This window comes from Paenibacillus favisporus (assembly GCF_040545415.1).
In the GTDB taxonomy this organism is placed as follows: Bacteria; Bacillota; Bacilli; order Paenibacillales; family Paenibacillaceae; genus Paenibacillus_AQ; species Paenibacillus_AQ favisporus.
The window spans coordinates 122,508-147,257 of record NZ_JBEPLV010000006.1 but is presented as its reverse complement, the minus strand read 5'-3'; the positions used below and the strand labels follow the sequence as shown (position 1 = coordinate 147,257).

At 39.4% G+C, this 24,750-nt stretch carries 20 protein-coding genes; 9 read left to right on the top strand and 11 right to left on the bottom strand.

Annotated features, from left to right (window positions below; all coding sequences use genetic code 11):
• Positions 1 to 4 precede the first annotated feature (4 nt).
• Positions 5 to 685, bottom strand: coding sequence for a restriction endonuclease (locus ABID47_RS24665; RefSeq protein WP_354500685.1), 681 nt, complete (start codon positions 683 to 685; stop codon positions 5 to 7).
• Positions 686 to 2,055: 1,370 nt separating this feature from the next.
• Here ABID47_RS24665 and ABID47_RS24660 point away from each other — a divergent pair.
• The gene (locus tag ABID47_RS24660) at positions 2,056 to 2,397 is read left to right on the top strand and encodes a helix-turn-helix domain-containing protein (RefSeq protein ID WP_354501208.1); all 342 of its coding nucleotides are present in this window, start codon (positions 2,056 to 2,058) and stop codon (positions 2,395 to 2,397) included.
• A gap of 293 nt (positions 2,398 to 2,690) precedes the next feature.
• On the opposite strand, the gene ABID47_RS24655 is transcribed toward ABID47_RS24660, so the two are convergent.
• Positions 2,691 to 3,206, bottom strand: coding sequence for a copper amine oxidase N-terminal domain-containing protein (locus ABID47_RS24655; protein ID WP_354500683.1), 516 nt, complete (start codon positions 3,204 to 3,206; stop codon positions 2,691 to 2,693).
• A gap of 578 nt (positions 3,207 to 3,784) precedes the next feature.
• Between ABID47_RS24655 and ABID47_RS24650 the strand changes: the two genes are divergently transcribed.
• The 3 genes from ABID47_RS24650 (at position 3,785) to ABID47_RS24640 (ending at position 6,827) form a co-directional block, all read left to right on the top strand.
• Positions 3,785 to 3,874, top strand: a complete 90-nt coding sequence (locus ABID47_RS24650; protein WP_354500681.1) for a hypothetical protein — start codon at positions 3,785 to 3,787, stop codon at positions 3,872 to 3,874.
• Positions 3,875 to 4,793: 919 nt separating this feature from the next.
• Entirely contained in the window at positions 4,794 to 6,041 is a 1,248-nt protein-coding gene (locus ABID47_RS24645) for a DUF4062 domain-containing protein (protein ID WP_354500679.1), read from the top strand.
• Between the two features lie 174 nt (positions 6,042 to 6,215).
• Positions 6,216 to 6,827, top strand: a complete 612-nt coding sequence (locus ABID47_RS24640; protein ID WP_354500677.1) for a hypothetical protein — start codon at positions 6,216 to 6,218, stop codon at positions 6,825 to 6,827.
• 253 nt (positions 6,828 to 7,080) lie between these two features.
• Here ABID47_RS24640 and ABID47_RS24635 read toward each other — a convergent pair whose 3' ends face one another.
• Complete coding sequence (locus ABID47_RS24635) at positions 7,081 to 7,326, bottom strand: nuclease-related domain-containing protein (protein ID WP_354500675.1); 246 nt, start codon at positions 7,324 to 7,326, stop codon at positions 7,081 to 7,083.
• A 1,076-nt stretch (positions 7,327 to 8,402) separates the two neighbouring features.
• Here ABID47_RS24635 and ABID47_RS24630 point away from each other — a divergent pair.
• The gene (locus ABID47_RS24630) at positions 8,403 to 9,626 is read left to right on the top strand and encodes a TRM11 family methyltransferase (RefSeq protein WP_354500673.1); all 1,224 of its coding nucleotides are present in this window, start codon (positions 8,403 to 8,405) and stop codon (positions 9,624 to 9,626) included.
• Positions 9,627 to 9,636: 10 nt separating this feature from the next.
• Positions 9,637 to 10,800 (top strand): TRM11 family methyltransferase, encoded by a 1,164-nt coding sequence (locus tag ABID47_RS24625; protein ID WP_354500671.1) that lies wholly within the window; start codon positions 9,637 to 9,639, stop codon positions 10,798 to 10,800.
• A 77-nt stretch (positions 10,801 to 10,877) separates the two neighbouring features.
• On the opposite strand, the gene ABID47_RS24620 is transcribed toward ABID47_RS24625, so the two are convergent.
• The 6 genes from ABID47_RS24620 to ABID47_RS24595 all read right to left on the bottom strand — a co-directional run bounded on the left by ABID47_RS24620 (position 10,878) and on the right by ABID47_RS24595 (position 17,962).
• Positions 10,878 to 11,867, bottom strand: a complete 990-nt coding sequence (locus ABID47_RS24620) for an HNH endonuclease (RefSeq protein WP_354500669.1) — start codon at positions 11,865 to 11,867, stop codon at positions 10,878 to 10,880.
• Positions 11,868 to 11,888: 21 nt separating this feature from the next.
• Positions 11,889 to 12,884, bottom strand: a complete 996-nt coding sequence (locus ABID47_RS24615; RefSeq protein WP_354500667.1) for an HNH endonuclease — start codon at positions 12,882 to 12,884, stop codon at positions 11,889 to 11,891.
• Positions 12,885 to 13,769: 885 nt separating this feature from the next.
• Positions 13,770 to 15,260, bottom strand: a complete 1,491-nt coding sequence (locus ABID47_RS24610; protein ID WP_354500665.1) for a metallophosphoesterase — start codon at positions 15,258 to 15,260, stop codon at positions 13,770 to 13,772.
• Positions 15,261 to 15,678: 418 nt separating this feature from the next.
• Entirely contained in the window at positions 15,679 to 16,860 is a 1,182-nt protein-coding gene (locus ABID47_RS24605) for a DUF4317 domain-containing protein (RefSeq protein WP_354500663.1), read from the bottom strand.
• A 194-nt stretch (positions 16,861 to 17,054) separates the two neighbouring features.
• On the bottom strand, positions 17,055 to 17,624 hold the full coding sequence (locus ABID47_RS24600) for an SF0329 family protein (RefSeq protein WP_354500661.1): 570 nt from the start codon (positions 17,622 to 17,624) through the stop codon (positions 17,055 to 17,057).
• Between the two features lie 32 nt (positions 17,625 to 17,656).
• The gene (locus ABID47_RS24595) at positions 17,657 to 17,962 is read right to left on the bottom strand and encodes a hypothetical protein (RefSeq protein ID WP_186382123.1); all 306 of its coding nucleotides are present in this window, start codon (positions 17,960 to 17,962) and stop codon (positions 17,657 to 17,659) included.
• A gap of 134 nt (positions 17,963 to 18,096) precedes the next feature.
• Here ABID47_RS24595 and hcp point away from each other — a divergent pair, with 134 nt between their 5' ends.
• The 3 genes from hcp (at position 18,097) to ABID47_RS24580 (ending at position 21,111) form a co-directional block, all read left to right on the top strand.
• Positions 18,097 to 19,785: a hydroxylamine reductase gene (gene hcp / locus ABID47_RS24590; RefSeq protein WP_354500659.1), complete on the top strand. Its 1,689-nt coding sequence runs from the start codon at positions 18,097 to 18,099 to the stop codon at positions 19,783 to 19,785.
• Between the two features lie 203 nt (positions 19,786 to 19,988).
• On the top strand, positions 19,989 to 20,111 hold the full coding sequence (locus ABID47_RS24585; protein ID WP_354501206.1) for an IS3 family transposase: 123 nt from the start codon (positions 19,989 to 19,991) through the stop codon (positions 20,109 to 20,111).
• Between the two features lie 394 nt (positions 20,112 to 20,505).
• The gene (locus ABID47_RS24580) at positions 20,506 to 21,111 is read left to right on the top strand and encodes a hypothetical protein (protein WP_354500657.1); all 606 of its coding nucleotides are present in this window, start codon (positions 20,506 to 20,508) and stop codon (positions 21,109 to 21,111) included.
• 228 nt (positions 21,112 to 21,339) lie between these two features.
• Here ABID47_RS24580 and ABID47_RS24575 read toward each other — a convergent pair whose 3' ends face one another.
• Positions 21,340 to 23,376, bottom strand: a complete 2,037-nt coding sequence (locus ABID47_RS24575) for a DUF5054 domain-containing protein (RefSeq protein WP_354500656.1) — start codon at positions 23,374 to 23,376, stop codon at positions 21,340 to 21,342.
• Positions 23,377 to 23,628: 252 nt separating this feature from the next.
• On the bottom strand, positions 23,629 to 24,564 hold the full coding sequence (locus ABID47_RS24570; protein WP_354500654.1) for a copper amine oxidase N-terminal domain-containing protein: 936 nt from the start codon (positions 24,562 to 24,564) through the stop codon (positions 23,629 to 23,631).
• Between the last annotated feature and the right edge of the window lie 186 nt (positions 24,565 to 24,750).

Below are 24,750 nucleotides of genomic sequence, written 5' to 3'. Positions count from 1 at the left end.
TTTACTAAACCCGCTTTTTCTTCTTCCATGAATTAAGCTTATTCTCAAGCGCAATCCCGTTAATCAGTTTGATGTTTAATCCCTCCGCGGCCTCCCTAGCTTTTTCAGTAAAATTGCTCGTAGTGACCACCCATGCATCGTAACATCCATGCACTTGTTTTCCAGCCTTTAATCTAAGTACAATATCGTTCCCTACATTCTGCTTCCACCTTTTACACTGAACTGCTATCTTATATCCTTCTTTTCCACGTAAAATCAAATCTACTTCATGGTCTCCAGCTCCACCAATTCGCTCAACAGAATACCCTTGATTTTTATAGTATAACTCCATCAATCTTTCAAAATCCGTTCCAGATAGACTATGAATATCCGCTGTAATCAGCTGAGCATCTGTTAATCTTCCTGAATTTTTAGCAGCAACTTGCTGTGTTTTGTTACTTTTTGAATCTGGGGTCCTCCGAGTTGTGCTACGCTGTTTGCCCCCGGATTTCTTCTGGGCTCTCTTCATTTCTACCCACAATTCCCCTACCAATGGACCAATAATAAGACCTGCGACAAAAACACCAATAAAAACTCCCCAGTGTAATTTGGGGAACAACAAAAATAACGACAATGCAATAATTGCAAACAAGGCCCTCAAACCAGTTGCGATTTGATGCCCTCTAGCTTTATAAGTTTTTGCCAAAACCCGTTCTCCTTTTACTACTAAATTCATATGATTAAAAGCACGCTCAAACTATTTTCTATTCAATTCGATGCGATTGTTCTCCAATAAGACTAGTTACCAACATTTCCCTTAAGTATTATATCATTAAAAATTGCATTTGAGAGAATTAATCTAGTTCAAATGTTATACCCCATCTCTATGGGTGAATCCATAGACCTATCTTTTCAAAAACAGAATGGTATGTTCAGAGGATAAAAGAAGTCTATGCGACAGACACTCAAGATGAGCTGAGCATTTTTTCGCGTCGATCGGTCTTAAATTAGTGCGCTGGAGAACGGATAAAAATACCCTCTACACACGCTTCGTCATCCTCCACTGTGTCTCCAAATCATTCTTCTTCTAATGTTCCTAAAACAATAAGCTGTCCCGTCTTGTTCCAGCTTCGATTTCCAAAACGCTTCAAACAGTATTTGACCGGAATGCATTCAGCAGTCTGCCGCTTCCCCAGCCTTCCAATTCGGATGAATGCGATTTTCCAGTGTGTCATATTCGTACTGCCCTTTGTCTTCAACGTATGGCTGAGAGATAACCTTTACCTGTTGACGGAAAGCCGTTCCTAACTGGCTACCGATATTTTCCTTGAGCATTAATTATCATTATTAACTTCACTTGAGTGAAGTATGGGACATCTTAATTGGAAAATATGGAACGGTACTCCTCCGAGCCATGGCTTGCAATCCTTCGTGATAAGAGAGTTAATACATCGTCCACTCTCCTTAACAACCTCTTAAGATGAGTGATTTGGATTTGTTGAAGGAGAGCAGTGTCTTTGAAGCTTGCCAGAAAGTGAATGGACTGAATAAACATCACAGCATCCAAATCAAAGCCAGAATCCTCAGCTGTAAGCCGAGCCACATCATCTAGGGATAGTGAATGAGGAAGATAAGTGAAATTGTTTTCTTTTATATACAGCGCCGTCAGCATAGAATCCAATGCTCGATCGCCTAACACAATGCAAATATGAGCTGAGGATTGGTTTATAAAACGAAATGCCGAATCCATATAAATCTGTGAGCGATCAAGTAACTTATTAATAATTCTCGTTTGAATAGTCCTGTTCTCTGTAATCTTGACGTCTTATTCATCGTATCTGTGCCATTATCCATGGAGGTTGAATGCTTATCCACATACTTCAGCTCCCACTTCGGTTTTGAACGACTCATATTGAAAACATTGCCTCGGATGTTATGAATTCGTGGATCGTGGAAATACTTATATTTACCATTATACACCAGATTAATATCTATAAATATTATTTTCAATATTCAAACACTGGTGTATAGCTGTTGTGATTTTATCTACACTTTTTAGTAGAGAGGTGTGGAATGATGATGGATAAAGAGATCCTTCTTCGATTAGGTGCTCGTCTACGTGATTTGAGAAAAGAAAAGGGATTAACGCAAGAAGCCCTCGGGGAAAAAGGCGGGTTTCATTTTTCATATATAGGACAAATCGAACGAGGAGAAAAAAACGTGGCTCTATTAAATCTAGCCAAGATTGCTGAGGCATTAGAGGTAGATATATCTCAACTCTTCACCTATACCAATGTAGAGAGTAACGAAGAATCGCAAGCTGATCTTCAAGAAATAGTGCATTTGCTCGAACAACAAAGTCCTCAGCAGATCGCTATGGCAAAGAATGTGCTAAAAGCGATCTTTAATCATAAGTAAATTATCTAGCATAGTAAAAAAGCTGATTGGAATGCCAATCAGCCTCATGTGTAAAGATCAACTATTAGATAACGAAATTATATCGTCCACCGAATCCCTATCACCCGCTTCACTAAATCCACCTGCTCATGATCCAGCTCCACCTTCACTGAACCCGCACGTCTCTGCTCATGCAACTGGATGACAACCTCTTCTTTCTCTAATTTCAGCTCAGCAATTTCCGCAGCCCGTTCAAAGATATTTCGAAGTATACAACGCCGTATAGCAATTAATTTCTCGTATAATTCTTTTCCTCAGGGATGTCTACAATATACAATAACCCCTTTGTTACCATCCGCTTCACCTATCTGTATGGCCTTTCCCTGCTCATTGATAATGCCATAAAATACAGCTGCGATAGCTCCAAAGTTTTTATAATATACAAAAGGCCCTTTCAAGCTTGGCTGCACTTTATAATAATCAATTCGGTTTTCCTCTTTCACAAAATACTCATCCGCTTTTCCTACAGGGAAATAGCAGATCACCGTCATTAATCCACCCGCATTAATCTGTTCCTTTAAGCTCACACGAGGTAGAGAGAGGACCCGGATTCGCTCCAAGGTGAGAGCACTTTTAGCATGACTACTTACCGTTAAACTCCCACCGGTTACCGTTTGAGTCTTTGCATCCCATGCCACCGGTTCACCCAACGCCTCTCCAACGAAGCTTATAGGAACCATGACCCTTCCATTCTTTATCTGGGCAGGCTGCGCTAATGGAGTCCCCTCATCTCCGATAATCCTATACTTTTCGTTAACCTTGAAGAACATGATCACTTCTTTTCGATATTAGATCCTAACCTGTTTGCGGATATTATCCCAAGACATATTGAGATTGCTTAGACCAAGCTTTCCAAATGATATTTTCGGTACCATCATGTTCCCTGCGTTAAGTAAGGTGCAACATCTGAGTAAATGGGGCCATTCTTCCCGATCACCTTGATGCTAGAGGCCAGTGCCTGATTATGTCCTCCAATGAACATGGATATCCCCAGTGCTGCAGTTGCGAATAAGGTTAGTGTCTCAAACTTTCTCATTACGCTCTCTCCCTTCACACCGGAGGTAAAGCCTCCTTAATATGTAAGATACTCTTTGTTTATAAATTGTTTTACAAAATCTGCAGAGATTGTCTAAAAAAGAGAATGTATCTTATCTTTGCTTTATTTTTCAAAATAGAATGGTATGTTTCAGAGGGCAAGTGAAGTCGATGCTATAGCAATTATGATTATTTCAACTATCCAATAAGGAGTTATAACGTGACTAATCATAGTGAGAAATCCATAGAATTGGTTGCTTTCGGCTGAGCCCTGCGTAAAATCCGCAAAGAAAAAAAGCTCACTCAAGATGAGTTGAGCGTCTATTCCCGCGTCGACCGGTCTTATATTAGTGAGCTGGAGAACGGAGAAAATGCGCCTCTCTGTTCACGATTACTTCATTAGCAAGGGCGCTCCAGCTTAAAGCTTCGGTTTTGGTTGAGGGTTATGAGAGAGAACTTTGGAGAAATAGTGGTTGGTTCCGTATTTTCAGTCCAAGAATCTTCTGAATCTCGGTTGATTGCCATCGTTACTTATCTTTACGTTAGAAAATCTCAGAAGTAATTTTGGGCCAGTCCCAAAAGTGATCTCTTTGGGAGACAATTAACCAATCCTGGAAAATCTCGAAGCTCAAAGAAAGCTCCTCTCCATCATGGTCGGGAGGAGTATAGATTGAGCGAACATATAGATACTCTCTTTTTTGTTCCTTGAGGCAGTTATGATGATTCAATTACTGCATTTTTTCGGAAAAACCAGCATCCATTCGCTTCTGTTGTGGCTGAGGCCGGATTTAATTGTTGCGTGGTGAATGCATAGCTTATAATCTAGGGATACTCCCAAAAAGACTGCATTAATTAAAGCATCTCAGATCGGCCCCATTTTATCATTTCTCGCTTTCAACATCTTTCTCCATAAAAGTCACATTCTGCACATGCTTTTAAAGTAAATAGTAAACAGTCAATGTTCCATACAGAAAATTTATAGTGGATTAGGTTAGCAACCACAAAATGAGGGCTGTTATATCTATGATGTTATAATTCAAGACATTTTTCTATGGATTCCAAAAACCGTTGAGACAGCTGAAGTAAAAATGCCTATTATATTTTTTACAACGAGTGTCTGTTGATACAGTGTTATAAATAATTATGATTCGTCAAAAGAGTACAGCATTATCACTTCAAACGGACGCTCACTATTGATTTGCCCTGCGCGGGCAAATCTTGCGAATTAACTCCTAATCACGATTGAGATTAAGGCTTAATTTCCAATTCATAGCCATTATCTGGTACTATTACATTATGATCAAATAGGGAGCTGAGGGAGTATGGCATACGAAGTTCAGGTATATGAAGTAGTAATCGCTTCACCTAGCGACTTAAAAAATGAGAGAATGAAAGTAAGAGAAACTGTCCTCCAATGGAATGCCGAACATTCAAAAAATTTTAAAATTATCTTTCAGCCAGTGATGTGGGAAATGGATACTGTCCCGGAAGTAAACATCCGTCCTCAGGAAAGTATAAATAGACAGATCATTCAAGATTCGGATATTATGATAGCCATGTTTTGGTCTAAACTTGGAAGTTCTACAGGTACCTCAATTTCTGGAACAGTAGAAGAAATCGACCTATTTATTGCTGCTGGGAAACCAGTAGCATTATATTTCTCAGATAAGAGTACTTCAATCTCTAACATTGATGCACCTCAGCTCGAAGCTTTGAGAAAGTATAAACAATCAATTAGCGAAACCTCATATTACAATATATTCAAAAGTACCAATGGTTTAAAGCAATTAATTTTCAAGTACCTTACAGTAACAGCACAAAAGTTGTCTAGAGATAGAAATAACCATTCTATATTACAATCAAATGATAATAATGAATTCATTCCAATTTCGTCGAATAATAGTATTTTTAAAGAATTATTCGTGCAAGCAAGTCATTCCAACGCAAACGGATATTGGTTGAGTATTGTCGCCGATTATAATGATGGTTATTCACATTTTGACACTGATAAAAAGCAACATGTCCTAGATTGGTCTACTCAATTACTTTACACAATATTTCCGCAAAGTGATGTTAATAAACAATATGGTAAAGATTATGTGTTAGTAACAAATCTATTAAATAATTCAATGATTCCCATCTTTCGAGTTCAGTACTTTAACGCTGGAGTCGTAATTATTCAATGGAGGGGAGACAGCTTATCTATACCTTTAGAATGGGTTATTACGCTGTGTTTAGTCTCTGTGATTCAGGTCGTTAATAGTCCAATAGTTACAGGTAAAAGCCTTGGACGACTAGGAATTGCTTTAAGCAATGCTCCTGAAGGAGGAATCAATACCAACGGTGTTTTTACAGCATCATCGACAGATGTATACCTTATGTCGCGTAACTCGACTTGGGAGTCAGTAATAGTTGGTAGCATTGATATAGATGAAATCATTAAAGAGTTTGTTCGTGATACATTATCATCATGGGGATATTACGGTTTTGAAAAAAATCTGAATGAGCTTATTATAAAAAATGTTAAACAGGAGTTCTTGCTCCAACAGCGTGGATTAACTTTCTTATAAAAATTTAATATCCTGAGTATAGCGAATTAGATGGTATACATCATTACGTTATTTAGTCTTTCGTCTCCTGTCTAAATCTTGATCACACAATATCACTAATGACAACTTTGGACCGTATAATTTTTTATACTGAAAGAAACTAAATTACCTTATCGAGTTAATAAAGGAGGTTCTATGAAAATCACTTGCATTGAGTCAGACTATGCTCATATTGGTTATGTGTATCTACAACCACCATTTGGAAAAATACCCCATCCAGCCAACTGCAAATTAAGTCAGTCCATTGATATTTCCCAGATCCAAATACCTTTTGAAAAGAAACCGGAACTGGGAACCTACCTCGACAACATGACTATGCTCCCTTATTCATTTAGAAGCGGATATCATCAAGAGAAATTTGAAACAGAATATGGAGTCGATTTTGACAGTTCCGGATACATTACCGGCTATGAAATCGGATTGTCTCCAACGAAATTTATAAAGCACATTGAAAGCCAGTCATACAGGCTATACGAATCGTTTTGGAGGAATCAAACCTATCATATCTTCTTACTTGATGAATATAGCTCGGTATTTTCTAAAAATAATATGATTTGTCCGATGAACCGAAAGGAGGACGTCTATCTTATCATTCAATTCGTTGAACCCGAAGCACTCGGTGTAACCGTCTACCCTTCGGAAGAAAAGAAAATTACTTTGATCAAGGCGCTTATCTCAGCGAAACCAGAGCTGTATCCATTGGGTTATTTGTTGCAACCCGACTTTGAGCTTTTCGAAGACAAGTAAACTCTAAACAAATCTAAATTGGGTATGGGAAGACTGCCCATGAACAGCCTTCCCATAAACAATCTATTATGCTTTCTTTCAATTCCCCACTCCCCTGCTTTCTCCACATGCTCAGCCCGAATATTCGGATCGGTAGTATTCGCATCACTCAACGCCTAATAAATCTTCTAGATTTCCGAATCCGTCAGTCATCTCCGCAAGTATCCGGTTCATTTTACGCTGGACTATTTGGACAGTTCAACAACATACATAATCAGTTCGTCCGACTGGATTTTTCTAAGTTCCGGATCCACGCTGAGCAGCAATACTTTGTATACGAAATGAGCGAGATGTAGCGGCTGTTTTGGTAGTCGGAGATGTGACTCTTAATCGCTTGAATATGGCTGTAATTTTGCATAAAAGGATTGTACCTCTTAAAACGAATGCTCACCGTCCATGACTTATCCTCACGCGAACCTTTAATCTCCCCAGTATAGTTCTTAGTCTCGATAACAAACAAACCTTGTGGGGTTCACCACATGGTCAATCTCTTCCGCCATTTTGGATTAGCCACTAATAAATTACCCAAATATTTACATCCTTTATGGAGCTGATCTAACTGGATGTTAATTTTATGTTCGTAGCTCTTCAAATCGAGTCGGTTGAACTTGTTGCTTCCTTACTCTTTGCTTCCACTGACTTTCTTCTTTCAGAGTATTTAAACATTGACATTAATTTTTCAACATACGAAAACGCCGTCCTTATGTAATGAGGTTTTTTATAATACCCTGCACTTGCTTTCCTGCTTTCAACCTAAGAACAGTATCATTTCGAACATTCTGTTTCCAGCGCTTACACTGTACTGTTCCCCCCAAAGGATCAGATCAACCCCACTGCCACCCGAACCACCCGCTCAACATAATACCCTTGATCTTTGTAGTACTAGTCCATATATCATTCAAAATCCGTTCGAAATAGATTTTGAATATCCGCTGTAATAAGCTGAGCATCTTTCAATTCCCCTGAAATTTTAGCGGCAGTTTTCTGTGTTTTATTACTTTTTGAAGCTTGTGCACTCCGAGCGCAGTACGTTGTTTGCCTCCTGATTTCTTCTAGGCTCTCATCTTTTTGACCCAGCGATCAGAATCCCAGACATCGGAATATAGCTGAAAATAAAACTGTGAGCCAGAACAGGATGCATTAAGTATAGCTGCAGATTGTCACTCACTCGAAAAGTTACAGGCCCGCTTCCGCATGACTCATGATATGACAAGCCCGGATTTCAGGCAAGCAACATTTCTTATGGGATGCATAATATCTCCGGGGGTGTGGGCAGGGGGACACAGGCAGGTAGGATGGTTTGAGGAGGCATACAGTATTCAAGTGTTTTTTTGATTTATTCGCAATGTTTGTGAGGGTTTTTGGATACTCAGTAACAACTAAACTTTCTTTAGTTTTAGTTCCCTTTGTAACATAAAGATGATACAATAGAGATAAATATAAGAACGTACGTTTGAAGTTTTTGTTCTTTTGATATTAACATCACATTATTATGATAGTGTGGGTATATGTTTTTAAGGAGGTTGAAATATTTATATGGCAAGTATCGTTAGTACCAAAAAAAAAAGAAGTTTATCAGGTACATTTACTCTTAACAAAACTGAACCTATTCATAGATGGTATAAATATGATGAAGGCTACTCTAGTGAATTTATAGTTAATGAATTTGAACGTTTACCAATAGAAGCTGAGACTCTTTTTGAACCCTTTGGCGGATCAGGTACAACCCCACTAGTAGCCTCACAATTCGGCATTCAATCATTCTTTAGTGAAATTAATCCGTTTATGGCTTTTGTTACTGAAACAAAAATCAATACAGTAAAGGCCTCGCATCAAAAAATGGATCAAGTTATTGGGCAACTCTTGAACTTAAAAAGTAATGTACTTGGTAAATTAGAGTTCGAGTCCTTTATTGGTTTGTCATTTGATGGATTTGAAAAATATTACAAACCTGAAGTTTTAGCGAAACTCCTGGCCATCAAGAAACTTATATTAAGTCTTAATGAACCTCTTTCAATAAATATTTCAAAAATTGCACTTGCTTCAATTACCATAAAAGTTTCTAACATGGTTAAGCGTGGTGATCTAAGATATGCAAAAGATAGTGAAAAAAAACAAGAAGACTTTGATGTTGTATTTCATTTCGTAAATAAATTAGATGAGATTATTTACGATATAGAAAACCATTCAGAGTCGGTTCATTCCAATACTAGCTTTATTCACTCAGATGCTAGACATGTCATTCTATCTAAAGAAGTAGATTGTGTTATAACTTCGCCCCCCTATTTAAATGGTACAAATTATATAAGAAATACAAAGTTAGAGCTAAAGCTATTAGATTTTATAAAGTCTGAAAAATGTTTACCTAACCTTCATTCAGGTGGGATAATGGCAGGAATCAACAGTGTATCTAAACGTCGAAACATACCAATCATCTTAGATGAGGTAAAAGAATATGTAACTCAATTAGAACCTGTTACTTACGATAAGAGAATTCCCATTATGGTTGCTGGATATTTTTATGACATGGACATTGTTTTCGGCAAATTAAAACAAATATTGCGTAATGATGGGATTTTTGTTTTAGATATCGGTGATTCTCAATTCGCTGGTGTACACATCCCTACCGATGCAATATTATCTGAACTTGCCGTGAAACATGGCTTTACTCTATACGACGAGGAAATATTACGTACTAGGAGATCTAAAAATCAGATGATACTATCTCAAAAAGTACTACGCTATCGGTTAAGAAAGTGAGGTGTTTCTTTTGATAAATGAACTAACAAAACAGAAAACATCTACTGAGTTTAAGGATAAAGCTGAAAAATTCATGGCTAATTTGCCATATAGAGAGAAGCCATACAGCGGACGGAACTGGGGGCATGCCTGGCACTCACTGTGTTCATATCACGGAAAATTAAAACCAGCTATTGCACACTTATTGATTAAAGAGTTTACTGAAGAAGGCCAGACAGTTCTTGATCCCATGAGTGGAGTAGGTACTATTCCATTTGAAGCATGCCTGCAAGGTAGAATAGGTATTGGAAATGATTTAAGTGAAATGGCTTATACTGTCACTAAAGCAAAATTAGAGATTACAGATAAAAAGAAGGTTGAAAGAATATTAACAGAACTTGAAGATTACATTAACAAGAACACGGTAGAATATCGTGCTGATGATATTCCTTATTCCGATTTTGGTTTAAATGGAAAAGTACCCGAATACTTTGACCCAAAAACATTTTCAGAAATTATAGCTGCTCGAAGATTTTTCATAGATAAAGAAATTGCATCTCCGGAAGATGCATTTATTTTTTCTTGCTTTTTACATGTATTACACGGAAATAGGCCATATGCTTTATCAAGGAATTCACATCCGCTAACACCTTATGCTCCTTCAGGGAAATTTATATATAAAAAAGTGATTACTCATATTAAAAATAAAATTGAGCTTTCCTATAAGAAAGGCGAATGGGATAATTTCATGGAAGGACAAGCAATTTTTGGAGACTTATTTGATCTCCCAAAAAAGGTGAATAACGTAGATGCTATTATCACATCGCCTCCCTTTTTCGATTCAATTCGATTTTATAGTAGTAATTGGTTAAGACTATGGCTTTCTGGTTGGGAACCTGAAGACTATAAAAATGCAGAAATGCGATTTTTAGAGGGGAAACAAAAAAGAGGCTTAAATATTTATACCGAATTTTTTAATGTCTGTAGCAATCTACTGAAAGAAAATGGAAAAGTCATACTTCATCTTGGTAAATCAAATAAATGTAATATGGCAACAGAGCTTGCTAAGCTTGCTATTCAGTATTTTCAGGTTGTCTACGTTGGAGACGAAGATGTGGAGCATTTAGAAAAACACGGAGTATCTGACAAAGGGTCTACGACTGCACATCAATTCTTATTCTTAATCAAGAAATAGATGTTGTATCAAACAAGCACTGCCTTTCAAATATGAATAGCAGTGCTTAATTAATTTTATTTTTAAAACTCCACTATCTAACGTGCAGCATTAGCTCGAGAAATTAAATCCTTCGAAATATTTGGCCCTTCAAAAAAATCGAAACCCTCATATTCAATAATGCTATTGCGTAATGAAATTAATTTATCTTCATATTTGGCAAATTTGTTGACCAACTTCTCAACTTCTTTTGAATCTTTTAATTTTTCAATTGCAAGAGGATTATAGTGAGCATCACCACTTAAAATGGCATACGGTATACCTGTAAGCCTATGTAATTCCCCTAACTGGTCTACTTCATAGAATTCAGATGGCCATTTGTCTGATTTTCGTGTATTACAGGTTTGGCATAATAATGTGGCATTTTCCGTAGTTAACGGCCACAAAAACTTAACAGGTAAGGTATGATCTAAAGGCTTTTCTTTTGAATTCTGATAAATTTTCAAATCTTTACCACAATTAAAACAAGAGTGGTTAAATCTTGAATAAACCTCTGTACTATTAAGTTTATGATTTCCGGCAATATTTACAAACAGCTTTCTTTTCTGAGCATATTCTCTATGTTGATCAATAGTCCGTATGGGGTTTGCTAAATTGTTATATATATCTTTACATGTCTTACATTCGCTTTGATGACCAGAGCTTGACTTTGACTTTAATCTTTTGAGTGTTGAAAATGCGGAAATAGGTTTTAACGCATTACATAAAACGCAGTATTTAAATTCACTAGCTTCTGCTATATAATTGTCGTGTGAAACAATAAATTTATCTTCTTTAATTATTTCGCCGTCCACTTTATATTTATAGTCAAAAAACTCAGTTTCTCCACCGTATTCAAACTTAAAGTTACATTTTGAACAATATAATTCAAAGTCTTCGCATATATCATCCTTTTTAACAAACAAAAAATGTTCACATTCGTGATTCAAACATTGGAATCCAATATATATAGTTTGCCCCTTTACATGTGTTGCCTTTTTTCTGTTCTCCTTAATTAATTCATTCTTTTTCTGTCTTCTACTACTCATAGAATTACCTCTCTTATTCCATTATAAACTTTTATCGGCCTGGTCAATCCAAATACTTGAAATTGTATTAGAATACTTAAAAAAATCAAAATTAATATCCCTTAATAATCTATTTCGCAACTTTATAATTTCACCAATGTATCTGCTATACTTTACTAATAATTCATCCACTACTTCTGGGTCACTTAATCTTTCTAAAGCTTCAGGATTATAGGTGGGTTCCCCATTTAACAATTCAAATGGATAACCAGTCAATACTGTAAGATACTGAATTTCGCTTGTATTATAAAACTCTGTTGGCCAATTGCCTGACTTTTCCCCATTACATTTACGGCATAATAATGTAGCATTCTTAGTGTTTAAAGGCCATAAATAATAAACTGGAAGAGTATGATCTAAATGTCTTTCAATAGAACTCTCAACACTAGAAAGATCTTTTTTACATTTAAAGCATCGATAATTGTATCTTTCGTATATTTCTTTACTAATAATTTTTTCATCGCCTGACAGATCCATGTACATTCTTCTCTTTTGGGTTGATTCCCTGTGTTGATCGGATGTTCGTGTACCATTCTTTATGCTGTTATAAATTTTCTTACATAAACGGCATTCCCCCTGTCTTCCTGAATCTCTTGAGCGATGGTTATCGAAATATGATAATGGCTTCATAGTATTACAAACTATGCAATATTTAAATTTCTCAGCCTCATAAACGTATTCTTCATGAAGAACTGTAAAATTTCCACTTTCTGCAATGATTCTAGCACCATCATGATCTACTTCCATATCGTACTGAAAAAAGGTTGTTTCACCACCAGCATACATCGAATAACTGCATTTCTCACATACAATTTTGAAATCTCCGTTCAACTGGTCTTCTCTAACAGTAATAAAATTCTCACAATAGGGATTTAAACATTGAAACACCTTAAATACTACATCCCCCATTCCTTTTACATGATCAGCCCTAATTTGACCATGTTTTTTAACTTTACTATATGCTTTTCTTCTAGCCATACGTTAACCTCCTTTAATCAATATATTATACATTCAAAATTATGGTAAAGACACCTAAGCTATAATTGGTTGCTACAATAAACTTTTCACCTAAAGTTCACCTGTAATTACTAGATCTTTAGGTTCGGACAAAAATGTACCGGATAATTGTATATCATCCTGTAGCTGTCTACCAACCTCTCTGCAAGGCTTCCTACGCCACAGTGCTTTCCAACTTTAAAAAGTTATCTCCGGGGCGTTTTCGTGTTATTTTCTTTTAGCATCAATGCTCCGGAGGAATCCCGATTAATCCTAATAATCAATTCAACCTCTGGAGCATTCCTGCTTCCCGTTAATCTCATAAGCCTAACCAATACCTTATGGTGGTCTTTTTCACTTTGAGCTGTCAGTTACGGTAAGTTTTTAGTACTCGCTCTTACGAGAAAATTACTCTAACATAAAATGCATGAAAAGGGCCCATCTTTCAGGGCATATTTTAGCAGTTTTATTCGTAATCCATTGATTGTTCAAGTTTAAAATCAAAACAAGTTACTTCCGATTCCACTGCTCTATGATCTCCCTTTAACATGATTCCACGTTGAAGGAGATTAAGCGTATGGGACGATCATTCCCTTCCGCTTCTAGGGCAAAAAAGATTCATAACAAAACAATACCGCAGTGGCTTCGATTCCATTAAGTTATGATTTACTTTTTTCTAGATATTTGGGAATTAAGTAACAGATAATTTCTTAGGGTAGGCCGCTCCCTAGAGCGACTTTCCGACTTAAGTATATTGTCTAATTATATGGAAATTTATTGGTACTGATGGCAGGGTCGTCACGCTATCTGAAACGAAAACCGTCCATTTCATCACAGTACACGAATCCGATTCGGGTGTTACAGGCGTCACATTAATGTGTTTTGATCTTCTAATAATGTGACTGGTCGAGGCAACAACGGTGTTATTTGCATCAATATTTGTACCTCATCTGCATTAAGCGACAAGTTGTTTATTGCTGGCAAGTACATATCAACGTTGCAAAATGTGATGCGGTTTTTTTTGTCACTTCGCACAGTATTAATCGACTCCATGTCAATTCCATAACGCTTTATTGTTAATAACATTAACCAAAACCTCATTACATCGTAGTCATCCAACGGTCGCATTCCTTCTATAAGTAAGGGCATTCTGTTATAAACATATCCAGTTATTACAGCCGTAGTAACAAAGGCTCTTACGTCTGAGAAATCTCCGCTTTCTATGATTGCAATTGAGTGATAAATAGCTTCTAACACTTGCCTGGATATATTTCCAGAAAGATTTAATCCAATATATGTATCTCTTAAATATCCATTAGTTATTTCTTTTACACTTTTCAGATAAGCGTCCGGTGAATTGGCGAGAACTGCAAAATTATGCTTGTTTGCAGCGCATCGCCTATACCCTTTTAGTTTTACCTTAGAAACTAATTCCACTTCACTTTTGGCGTTCGACACAACGATAGGAGAGTGGAATTTAGATATGGACTCAAAATTACTCCGAGCAATAATGTTATGTTGGTCTATAGATTTTTCCAATATCCCAAAGTGACAGGAAGAGTACTGCTTCCCTCCTTTTCGTTCTAAATCTTCAACATCATTATTGTAGTATCCACGCTGTGATGAAACATTGTTGTATTGCTGCTCGCTTCTGTGGGTATGACCAAATACTCGCCAACTATTGTCACCTTTGAGTACAGTTGTCGAACTCCACCAGCAGTCTTTATCTTCTTTCGTGAAATCAACCATAGGGAAATGGGTAACAATCAATACCTTTTCTTCTTTGTTTAATGTATCGTTAGCGAAAGACACCCACTCATCGTGTAATGCTATAATCCTTTTAGGGTTAAAATCTTTTACTTTTTTGGCATCCGGAAGACCCATAAACTGCCTCAGTGTTACTTGGCGCTTTCCACGCCGAAAGCTCGTCCAACCAGTATCTCCTATAACACAAATATCGTTATAATAATATTTGCTGCCCGTAACGAGAAATTTAAAATATTGATTATCTTGCGTTTCATCAGAAAATAGATTGATAATATCCTGATGACTCTTTGTTCCATTGTTCCAGTAATCATGATTTCCAAGCACGAAAAAACCCTTTATTTGTTTTTCCTCTAGCTCTTTCACAAACGAAAGTGTCTTTTTATAGCTATCGAAAATATCTCCTGCCAAGCATAATATGCTGTCCGAATACCTCTCTTTTATAAATGAAATAAAATCGCTTTTCATTTGAGAGGCTGCTTTTGCCTTAAATTTTCCTTTCGTATAATCAAAATGCAAATCAGATATAAATACAATCGGATTCTCTGTTTTTTCGATAGGGACATTGTTATTTGAGATTACTAAGTCAGCCATTAGAATTATCGCTCCTACTATATTCAAAGTAGCTATTAATTACTACAACGGCAGTAAGCTCACCTTAAAATTTCTCCGTTACTTATGGTGCGGTTCTCCATTCATTATCATAAGTAAAGAGTATGGTTGTCAATTGGTTATAAACCACACTCCCATTAGAAAAGAACATTGTATTTCCAAGACCAGTATAGTCACACTTCTCCACATACACCATCCACGAAAGTATTTCCACGCCGTTACCGCCAAGGCCTTGTCCCCTCCATCTCACCACGTGATGGTCTTTCCAGAAGTGCACATGATATATGCACCTAATTAACAGACTCAATAAAGCAAACATAAAAAACGCTCCCCTCACGTTAGACAGGTGAAACCATAAACCTGCCTTCGTAAGGGGAGCATCTCAAAGGCTCTTATCCCTTCATTCCGCCTTCTCCAACAACGTCTCTGTGGTCAGCGTAAAGCCCTCGATGACAGTATCTTCGTCAACCTCAATCATAATGCAGCGTTTGCCTTGAAAGCTCACCTGTTTAATATACCTTAAGTCCTGTGGACTGATCGTAATCGTGGCTACCTTGGTTTCGATCTTGATCGATTTGGACGTGAATTTCGGGATCACGCTGTTCGCCTTCAGTTCGTAGTTCTTATCGTCAACGATCGTCTCAAACGCCCGTTCCACGGCTTCCTTGGTCACGTTATCCACGCCGCTTGCGGTCAGCACGCGTTCCACATCGGTGTAATCCAGCTTCGCAGGTTCTTCCTCATCCTGGTGGGATTCAATCACTTGATGGATCTCCTCGTACACGTGTGCGATGGTAGCGGAGTCCAGCTGTTCACCCGCCACTTCCTTTACGATGTCTTCAAAAATCTCTCGCTCTTCCATAGCCGTCACAGAGCGCTCCGCGTTCAACACATCGGAGATAAAGCGCTCATTCGGATCATTGGATTTCCCCGTCGCATAGAGAACCCGGTTCACATCGGAATAATTGTCCGTCACGCTGGGATAGAAGAACCCTTGCTCCGGTGTGCTGAGCTTGATAATCGGATCGACAATAACATTGTACTTAAACTCTCTCTCCACATAGTCGAACAAGAGCGCCTTCCGCTGCTTCTCGGTAGAGTTCACGCTGCATAGAATGAACGGATGTCCGAACACCTCGTCGTTCCCGGTCTCCTCCGCTGCATCATTCCTCGCCTTGGTCGGCCGGTAGTATTGTCCGCGTACGAACGTGATGACCGTATCCCGTTCATACGTCGTGTCCGCCAACATTTTGTTCACGAGCAGCATCATCAGATCCTGCCACTCCTCCGGATCTCCCGTCTGGATCGCTTGGTGAAGCAGCACCTTCGAAGGGTCCTCCGCTTCCTCCTGAAACTTGAGCTCGAACAGCTTATGATCCAATTCACCGGTCAGCAGCTTTTTGAAATTGCCCATGTACAGCTCCTGCTTCTCCCGGTCCACTAGCTCAAAAGGATTCCGCTCCCAGTGATAAATCTCGTTCGTTTCTTTCATAATGTACACGTTCAGAATATCGAAAATCTTCATTAATTCATTATCCATCTTAAACTGCTTGCGAATGTGCGCGATTTCTTTCTTGTTCATAGTTCGTCAGACAACTCCTAGAAAGTAAAATTGGCTATATCAGTATAAACGAAACAAAAACCCTTCGCTATACAGAATGAACTAAAGCCATGTTATAGTCCGCGGTCGGACGCTACAACAAGGAAGTTCTGATGCACAACTCTAGTTCAGTCGATATAGACGGGGTTCTCGTCAAATACAGAAGTTATAGATTCTCAACACGTGCTGCGCCGCAGCTCATAAAAATACTGCACAACAGGATGCTTTAACTTCATTTTCTCGGACATGTTCAAAATCCGCTTTTTCCCAACTCGTCTGTCTACCAAAGCCAGAATATTCAATAAAATATCTTTGCTCTCGATGCTTTCTTCTATAGAAGTAGATAGAAATTGATTAGCTACAGCGACAAAATTGGATTTACTTAATGAAGCCTGTGCTAACATAAGCTCCTTGGCATATCCTGTTATCTTTCGGTTTCTGGCAATAACTTTTAGACGATCCTCTGGAACGTTTCCCTGGGTATCCTTTCGGACCGCTTCCATTTCTTCATCGCTGATCGGAATTTGGATATCCGGGTCATTCTTAATTTCCAGCTCCGTCTGATACCACCTTATTGGACTCGCCTTATCATTCATTCGGAGGACGTCCTTTTTATCTACCGAAATATAACAAAGCCCTGCTTTATCCGGTAAATAACGATAACCCGCTGCGCGGTATTCAACCCTTCCAACTAACGCAGGACTGAGGAAACTCTCCAGCTGCTGCTTCAATTTACTCCAGGACATGGTTCCTCCTATATTCTCAACTAAGCTTTCTTCTATTTAAAAATAACTCTCGTTTCATTGTGCCTCTGTTCAGTATGAATAACCCCATGCCAAAAAACAACCCACAAAGTCTGCACTTTTATTCTCCTTCGTTTCGGTGTCGCACTTTTTCCGTACAAACCGGAACAAATTATCAAGGTCTCTCGTTTCAAAATCAGCCAACGCCGCTCCACTTCTTTTTCCAATTCGCCAAGCATTTCTTTATTTTCTCCCTTGAGCAGGGGTCCTGATGTTCCTATATACTTCAGCCAGTCGCCGATCGGTACCCGTTTGTTCTTCGCTTCCGGATCATATGTCATGTTCGTTTGTCCCTTAGTGATGTTCATCACTTTTTCGGTGATCGCAGCGGAGTATACTGTTTCTGACAGTCCAATGACAACGCGGAAGTATGTTGACCTTAGGCCACCAATCACTCACGAAACGGGGGAGAATCATGAATAACAACGCGACAGAGCCGTCCTTGAATCATCAGCCGTCCATGTTCTGCTTTCAATGCCAGGAAGCATCCAAAGGAACCGGCTGCACCCTTGTCGGCGTATGCGGCAAACCGCATGACGTGGCGAACCTGCAGGATTTGCTGATTTATCTGCTGAAAGGGATCTCTTATCTCAGTCTGGATGTCCGGCTGCCGGAAGCGCTTGAACAGCGCGTATCGCTGTTTATCATGGACTCCTTGTTTGCAACGATTACGAACGCCAACTTTGACCGCGAGGTATTTGTGGGGAGAATCCGAGAAGCGATCTCGCTCCGCGGCGAGGTACGTGCCTATTATAACGAACAATATCCGCAAAGAACGTCTCATCTCCCGGATGCGGCCGTCTGGGAAGCAGAACATGAAACCGCAATGGATGAAAAAGCACGTACGGTTGGTGTCCTCTCCACCCCCAACGAAGACATCCGCTCGCTGCGCGAATTGATTACGTACGGCTTGAAGGGGATGGCTGCTTATACGTACCACGCGCTTCATCTGGAGCGAGATGACATCGAATTGAACCGGTTTATGCGCCGTGCGCTTGCGGCTACGCTGGACGATAGCCTTGAAGTGCAGGATCTGGTCGCTTTGACGATGGAAACCGGCAAATACGGCGTAACCGCCATGGCGATGCTGGATGAAGCGAACACATCCGTGTACGGACATCCGGAAATTACGAAGGTTAATATCGGGGTTCGAAACCGGCCCGGCATTCTCATCAGCGGCCACGACCTGAAGGATTTGGAGGAGCTGCTGAAACAGACGGAAGGAACCGGCGTGGACGTGTACACGCACAGTGAAATGCTGCCCGCCCACTATTATCCGGCCTTCAAGAAATATGAGCATTTTGTAGGCAATTACGGAAATGCCTGGTGGAAGCAGAACAGCGAATTTGCCTCCTTTAACGGGCCGATTCTAATGACGACCAACTGTATCATTCCGCCGAAGGACAGTTATAAGGACCGTATTTATACGACGGGCAACACCGGCTTTCCGGGTGTCCGCCATATCCCGGAAGGGACGAACGGCGCTGCCAAGGACTTCTCCGTACTGATCGAGCAGGCAAAAGAGTGCCTGCCCCCAACGGAGCTGGAAACCGGCGAGATCATCGGCGGCTTCGCCCATGCGGCTGTGATGAACGTGGCCGATCAAGTCGTCGATGCCGTGAAATCCGGCGCGATCCGCCGCTTCTTCGTCATGGCCGGCTGCGATGGACGGATGAAATCCCGGAATTATTACACGGATTTTGCGGCTGCACTTCCCAAGGATACGGTCATCCTGACCGCAGGCTGTGCCAAATACAAATACAATAAGCTGGATCTAGGAGAAATCGGCGGTATTCCACGGGTTCTGGACGCCGGGCAGTGCAATGATTCCTACTCCCTGGTTGTCATTGCCTTGAAGCTGAAGGAAGTATTCGGCTTTGAGGATATCAACGAACTGCCGATTTCCTACAACATTGCCTGGTACGAGCAAAAAGCGGTGATCGTGCTGCTTGCCCTGCTGTATCTTGGCGTCAAACATATCCATCTGGGCCCTACGCTTCCTGCATTCCTGTCGCCTAACGTGGCCCAAGTCCTCGTGGATAACTTCGGGATCGGCGGCATTACCAATGTGGAAAATGACATGAACATGTTCTTGGGTGCCTGATTTCTGCATCTAAACCAAAAAGAAGACACGTAGGATCTGAAGTGCACCCCTTAGAATAGACATTGGAAAAACCCCCTTGGTTTTACCGATGAATTTCTAGGGGGTGTATTTTTAATGGCTATTAAGGGTCAAAAAGATTAAGACGTATTCTGAGGAACTTAAAATGGAGGCAATTCGCCTGCACGTAGAGAAAAAATGGACATATCAGCAGATCAACGATCATTTGGGAATCCAAGAAATACATACGTTTTTACAACCGAAGACTACCACAGCGTAAATTAAACAAACTGACGCCGGTAGAGTACCGGCGCCAGTTTCTAGCTTAGGTGTTTTTTCAATGTCCACTAAATGGGGTCTTGACCATGTGCTAGCAGGGTGTTTTTAGAACTTGACAGGATGATCATGATCCTTGATGAAGAGGCATTAATATTATTGGGGTCAGCAACATCCAATCCACTAACCAACAAAATTTTAGTATATATGGGAAATTTTATGAGGAATAACTTGAAATATTGCACATTTTGGTATATTTTAGGAGATAAGGCGCCTTAATTTTCCATAGAAGGGAGTCGTTGATTATTTTCCTTTGAATAAAAACTTTATCAAGCCGACTGCTACAATTGCTAAAATTAAAACTATTGATATTACCATTATTATAGCATCCCAGTTTATTGTCATTTCATCACATCCTAACTTAAATTAAATTGGAGGAATAGTATCTTGAAAAAATTAATTTCTGCATTGTTTTTGATGGCAGTTTTTGTTTTCCCCATGTCAGCTTTTGCTGATAGCGCCTCATCGGAAGAGCCTCAAACATTAGATCAAATTAAAGAACATTATGAATACATTTTTAACAAATATCAAGTAAATGAGCCATTTTCTGCTGAAGATGCTGCATTTATCCAGGAACATGCGAAAGACGTAGGTGCTGTAGTTGTAAAAGATCCAGGAACTCCTACGACATTTGAAAGTGGGACAAAATACTTCAAAGGATCAAATACTAACTACGCTCTTACAGGTTACATTAATTATGATTACAGTGCCCTCGGAAAAAACAAGTGGGATGTATATATGACTGCTTGGGATATTGCAGGAATCAAAAGAAACATTACCGGTTCGGTAAAAATTGATGGCTTTGGAGTTGTTGACATTAGCACTGGTGCCGTAGGTAAAGTATATACCAGCACGCTTTCTTCATCTTCTTCTTCCAAAGTTTCTTCGTTTGATATGTCAAAAAACGATAGCTATTCCGGTTTACTTTTCATCGTATACTATTATCCTAAAGCGACATTCGATGGATATGATCTTCCTGGTACTATACAATAAAAAATAAGAAGAACAGCTACCTTTTGGTAGCTGTTCTTCTTATTTTTCCACTGTTATATATTGGAACCAGGATTGCCCAATCGCCCAATTATAAACGTAGGCCCCTGTTTGTTTAGCGCTGGCGAAGGATGCGGGAAGCCCGATGGCGAATCCGGTACGGTACTAAATCCGGGTTTTCTTCCAGCGGATCGAGATACCATTCTTTTTTGACCATCCATCCGTCGCCGTTTATCCCAGCACTAACTCAAAACGGGCGAAAATATCTTCTTCATACCACATCGTGAAATTCGTTCCCCATGTGGTGTTCAATAGTGTAAACGTAAATTTATGGTTGTCTGGATGGTATTTGTTGTTATAACTTAGATTGTTATGTGTTCCGATTCCCAACAGAGGGGCATCAATAGGTTTAATGTTGATTTTTTTATCACTGCCATCGTAAATTAACTCTTCAATCATGTGCTGCAGCTTATTTCCGTGACCTACCACTGCAAAAGGTGAAATCACGGTATCCATTTTACGAATCTTCGTTAAGTACGGCGAATTCAAGCGTGGTGTCATGTCAAAAGAATAAATTTCCGGATAACGAATGGCATCTTTATCCTGTAATAAAAGTGCAATCTCTACTTTATCTCCAAATTGATATTTAACCTTGACCACTCTTGGAGCACCATACTCCTCCACAGCTCTTTGGCTATATTTTAAAGTGGCAATGATCGAATCATTTTCCTTAACTAATTTAATAACATGTGGTGTGAAATGTTCACTCAATTGAATGCGTTTTTGAATCTCCATTCCTGGCTTTAAAAAGTCAATGGCCCACCAATTATGCTGCAATTCACGCAAATAGTTGTAACGCAGGTTATCATAGTCATTTTGCCCGGCAATGGTATAGCTCAGCACCCCGAGTTTGTTGTCCTGATCAAAGTAGAGGATTCCATCCTTCTCTAAATGGTTGATAGAACCATCGCTAGTAAACATCACTTGATACCCGTTTATCGAAATCAATTCTTCTAAACCACATTCAGTCCCTTGGTTATCAAAGATATGATAGGGGACTTCGATCCGTTGTTTAATGTGATGTTGATCTTCAGGCTCCAAACAAGCGATTGCACGATCAATGTTCTTGCGTTGTTCTTTCCAGGAAGACTCATAAAATGTGTACGAACGATCCGTCCACTCATTATAAGTGAATTTCATTTCGCCAACCGTTGCATCTTTAACAATCCCATAAGCGTAGGTTAAATCAGCATCGGTAATTTGGTCTAAACTGCGTGCTCGCTGGAAGTCTTTCTTTTCATAATTCATATAGTCACTGAAATAGCGTTTGATATCCATTCCCCAAGTATGCTCTGGAACTAACATCGCATAGAAATTAGCATCATCATTTTCTATTTGGTGATTAGACATGTATTTCGTTACAATCCGGTAATCCCGAATGATTTTCGGATCAGACATCGTTCCGTGAATCCATGTGTCCCCAATCTCCTCTGTAATCACTGGCAGTTGGTCACGTACTTCCCAAATTTCATTGGCAAACTGATCCATGGAAGTCATCTCAAGCTCATAGTCCGGATACTCATTCGCCATTTTTGACAAATACGCGTTAATTTTCTCTTGTGTTCCTGGACCACTATTATCATGAGTATGCATAAACGCCAGCTTGTTATCCATGCAATCCACTCCGATGACACCGCCATAGTCGTCTGAATAAGAGACAATGATCTCACTTTCGCCATGCTTCCATAGAAATGTATCTGGAACTTCTGGAATGGAGCTCGAGCCATTTACACCAATGTGTAGAAATTTTACTCCTTGACGATATAACTCATCAACAATCCCGATCGTATGTCCTGGGACGTCCGTCATCTTTGCGCTTGTTGTTGTGTATCCATAACGAGCATCTAACTTCTTGGAGATGGAAATGATGTAATGTAACGTTTGAGGTGTCATCGCTTCAGAGTGAAACGTACACGGGATGGCGTGCCAGCGTATGTAACCTTTCTTGATGGCGTCGTCCAGCTTTTGACAAGCTTCTTCATCCATGTTTTTGAAGTAATATTCAATAAGAAAGCTGCCTGTTGTCCAAACAAAATCTTTGCCCTCTTTTCTTAAGTCTTCCGCTAAAGTGATCGCGTTTTGAATGTAATCATGGCAATACTTGTGCAGGACATTTTCTGCTAAATCGGTAAAACCAATGTCCAAATGAGTTTTGTTGACCACATAGATTTTTTTCATTGCTATCATCACGCCTTTCTTAGTCATCATACATCGTGAATATCTACTAGCGAGAACATGAATTTGGATCGTGTTATCTGATATGATAAACGCCCAAACGATATCATTCTTTGAACGAACGAGACAACATTTTGTATGGTGTGGACATGATGATGAATAAATGAACAGAGTAAAAAAAGGGCCCATTTCATTTCGAATGGTCCCTTGCTTCTTTTCTTATGGCTTGGCAGTTCCGTTAATCTTATCAAAATACGGGGCCATCTTGGAGACGAGGCGGTTCACTTAAAGTTCATCCTTTGGTTCATCATAAACCACAACGGTTTTACTTTCTTCTTCCCATTGGACGGTTGCACTCAATGCCTCACTTATAAAACGCACTGGCACATAAGTACTGCCCTTTGTAATAGTGGCTGGCGCATCCAAAGAGACGTTGGTGCCATTAACTGTTGCGGTCTTACTGTCGACCACCAGTTTAATGCTCACCCCATCCTTCATAACCATAATGGAGCGTTCTTCAGGATTCCATACTACTTCCGCATTCAAAGACTCAGCTATGGTGCGAAAAGGAACAAACGTATTGCCTTTTTTGAGAAAAGGCTCAGTGGCAGAAGCTTCTCCATTCACATATAGCTTTACTTTATCCTTATCACCCGCTTTTTCATGAAGTTTTGCCATGGTTTTGTACAGGTCCAAATTTGTAAAATTTGCTTTAATGGCTTCTTCCTGCAAATACACTGCGTCCGTCACGCTACCATTTTCTTCAAGCATTTTCGCTGCAGTTTCCAATGCTTTATCCTGTTCTTTGATGACTTCAAGTTCCTTTTTTTGTTCTTCCGTCAGCTCAGTCGCATATGTTGTAAGCAATATGTCAGCCAATACGGCACCTGCAGGTTTATCTTTCACATGTTGAATAGCATTTAGCAAACCTTTGTATCCTTGGGAACCCTTCTTCTCAGATTCTGATGTGTTGTTGTCTGCATTCTCGGTCTCCGATGTTGATGAATCCTTAATTTGGCCATCGTCAGTGACCACCGTTACTGGAGACTCGACTTCCTGGGTCTGTTTCACCTCAATTTGAGATTCCTTTTTTTCAGGTGCTTTTGACGATACCTCGTTTTTTGTTTTCCCGGGTGGAGTGTTTCCCGATTTGGCTGAGGTAGTGCCTGCGGACGCAAGTATTAATGCCAGACTGGTTAGCAAGATGACTGTTTTTTTCACTGAAGATTCCTCCTGAAGAAAAAATGTATGCTCCTTCATTATCGGCAGAATAAAAAGGTTCTGATAGGAATTTAATAAAGAATTTCAACTCCACTTGGATCTTCGACCAGGTTCATCTTTACCCTGTTATTATAACTTCTAAATCCTTCAGCATATTTGAATGAAAACAGCTAACAACCTGCAAAA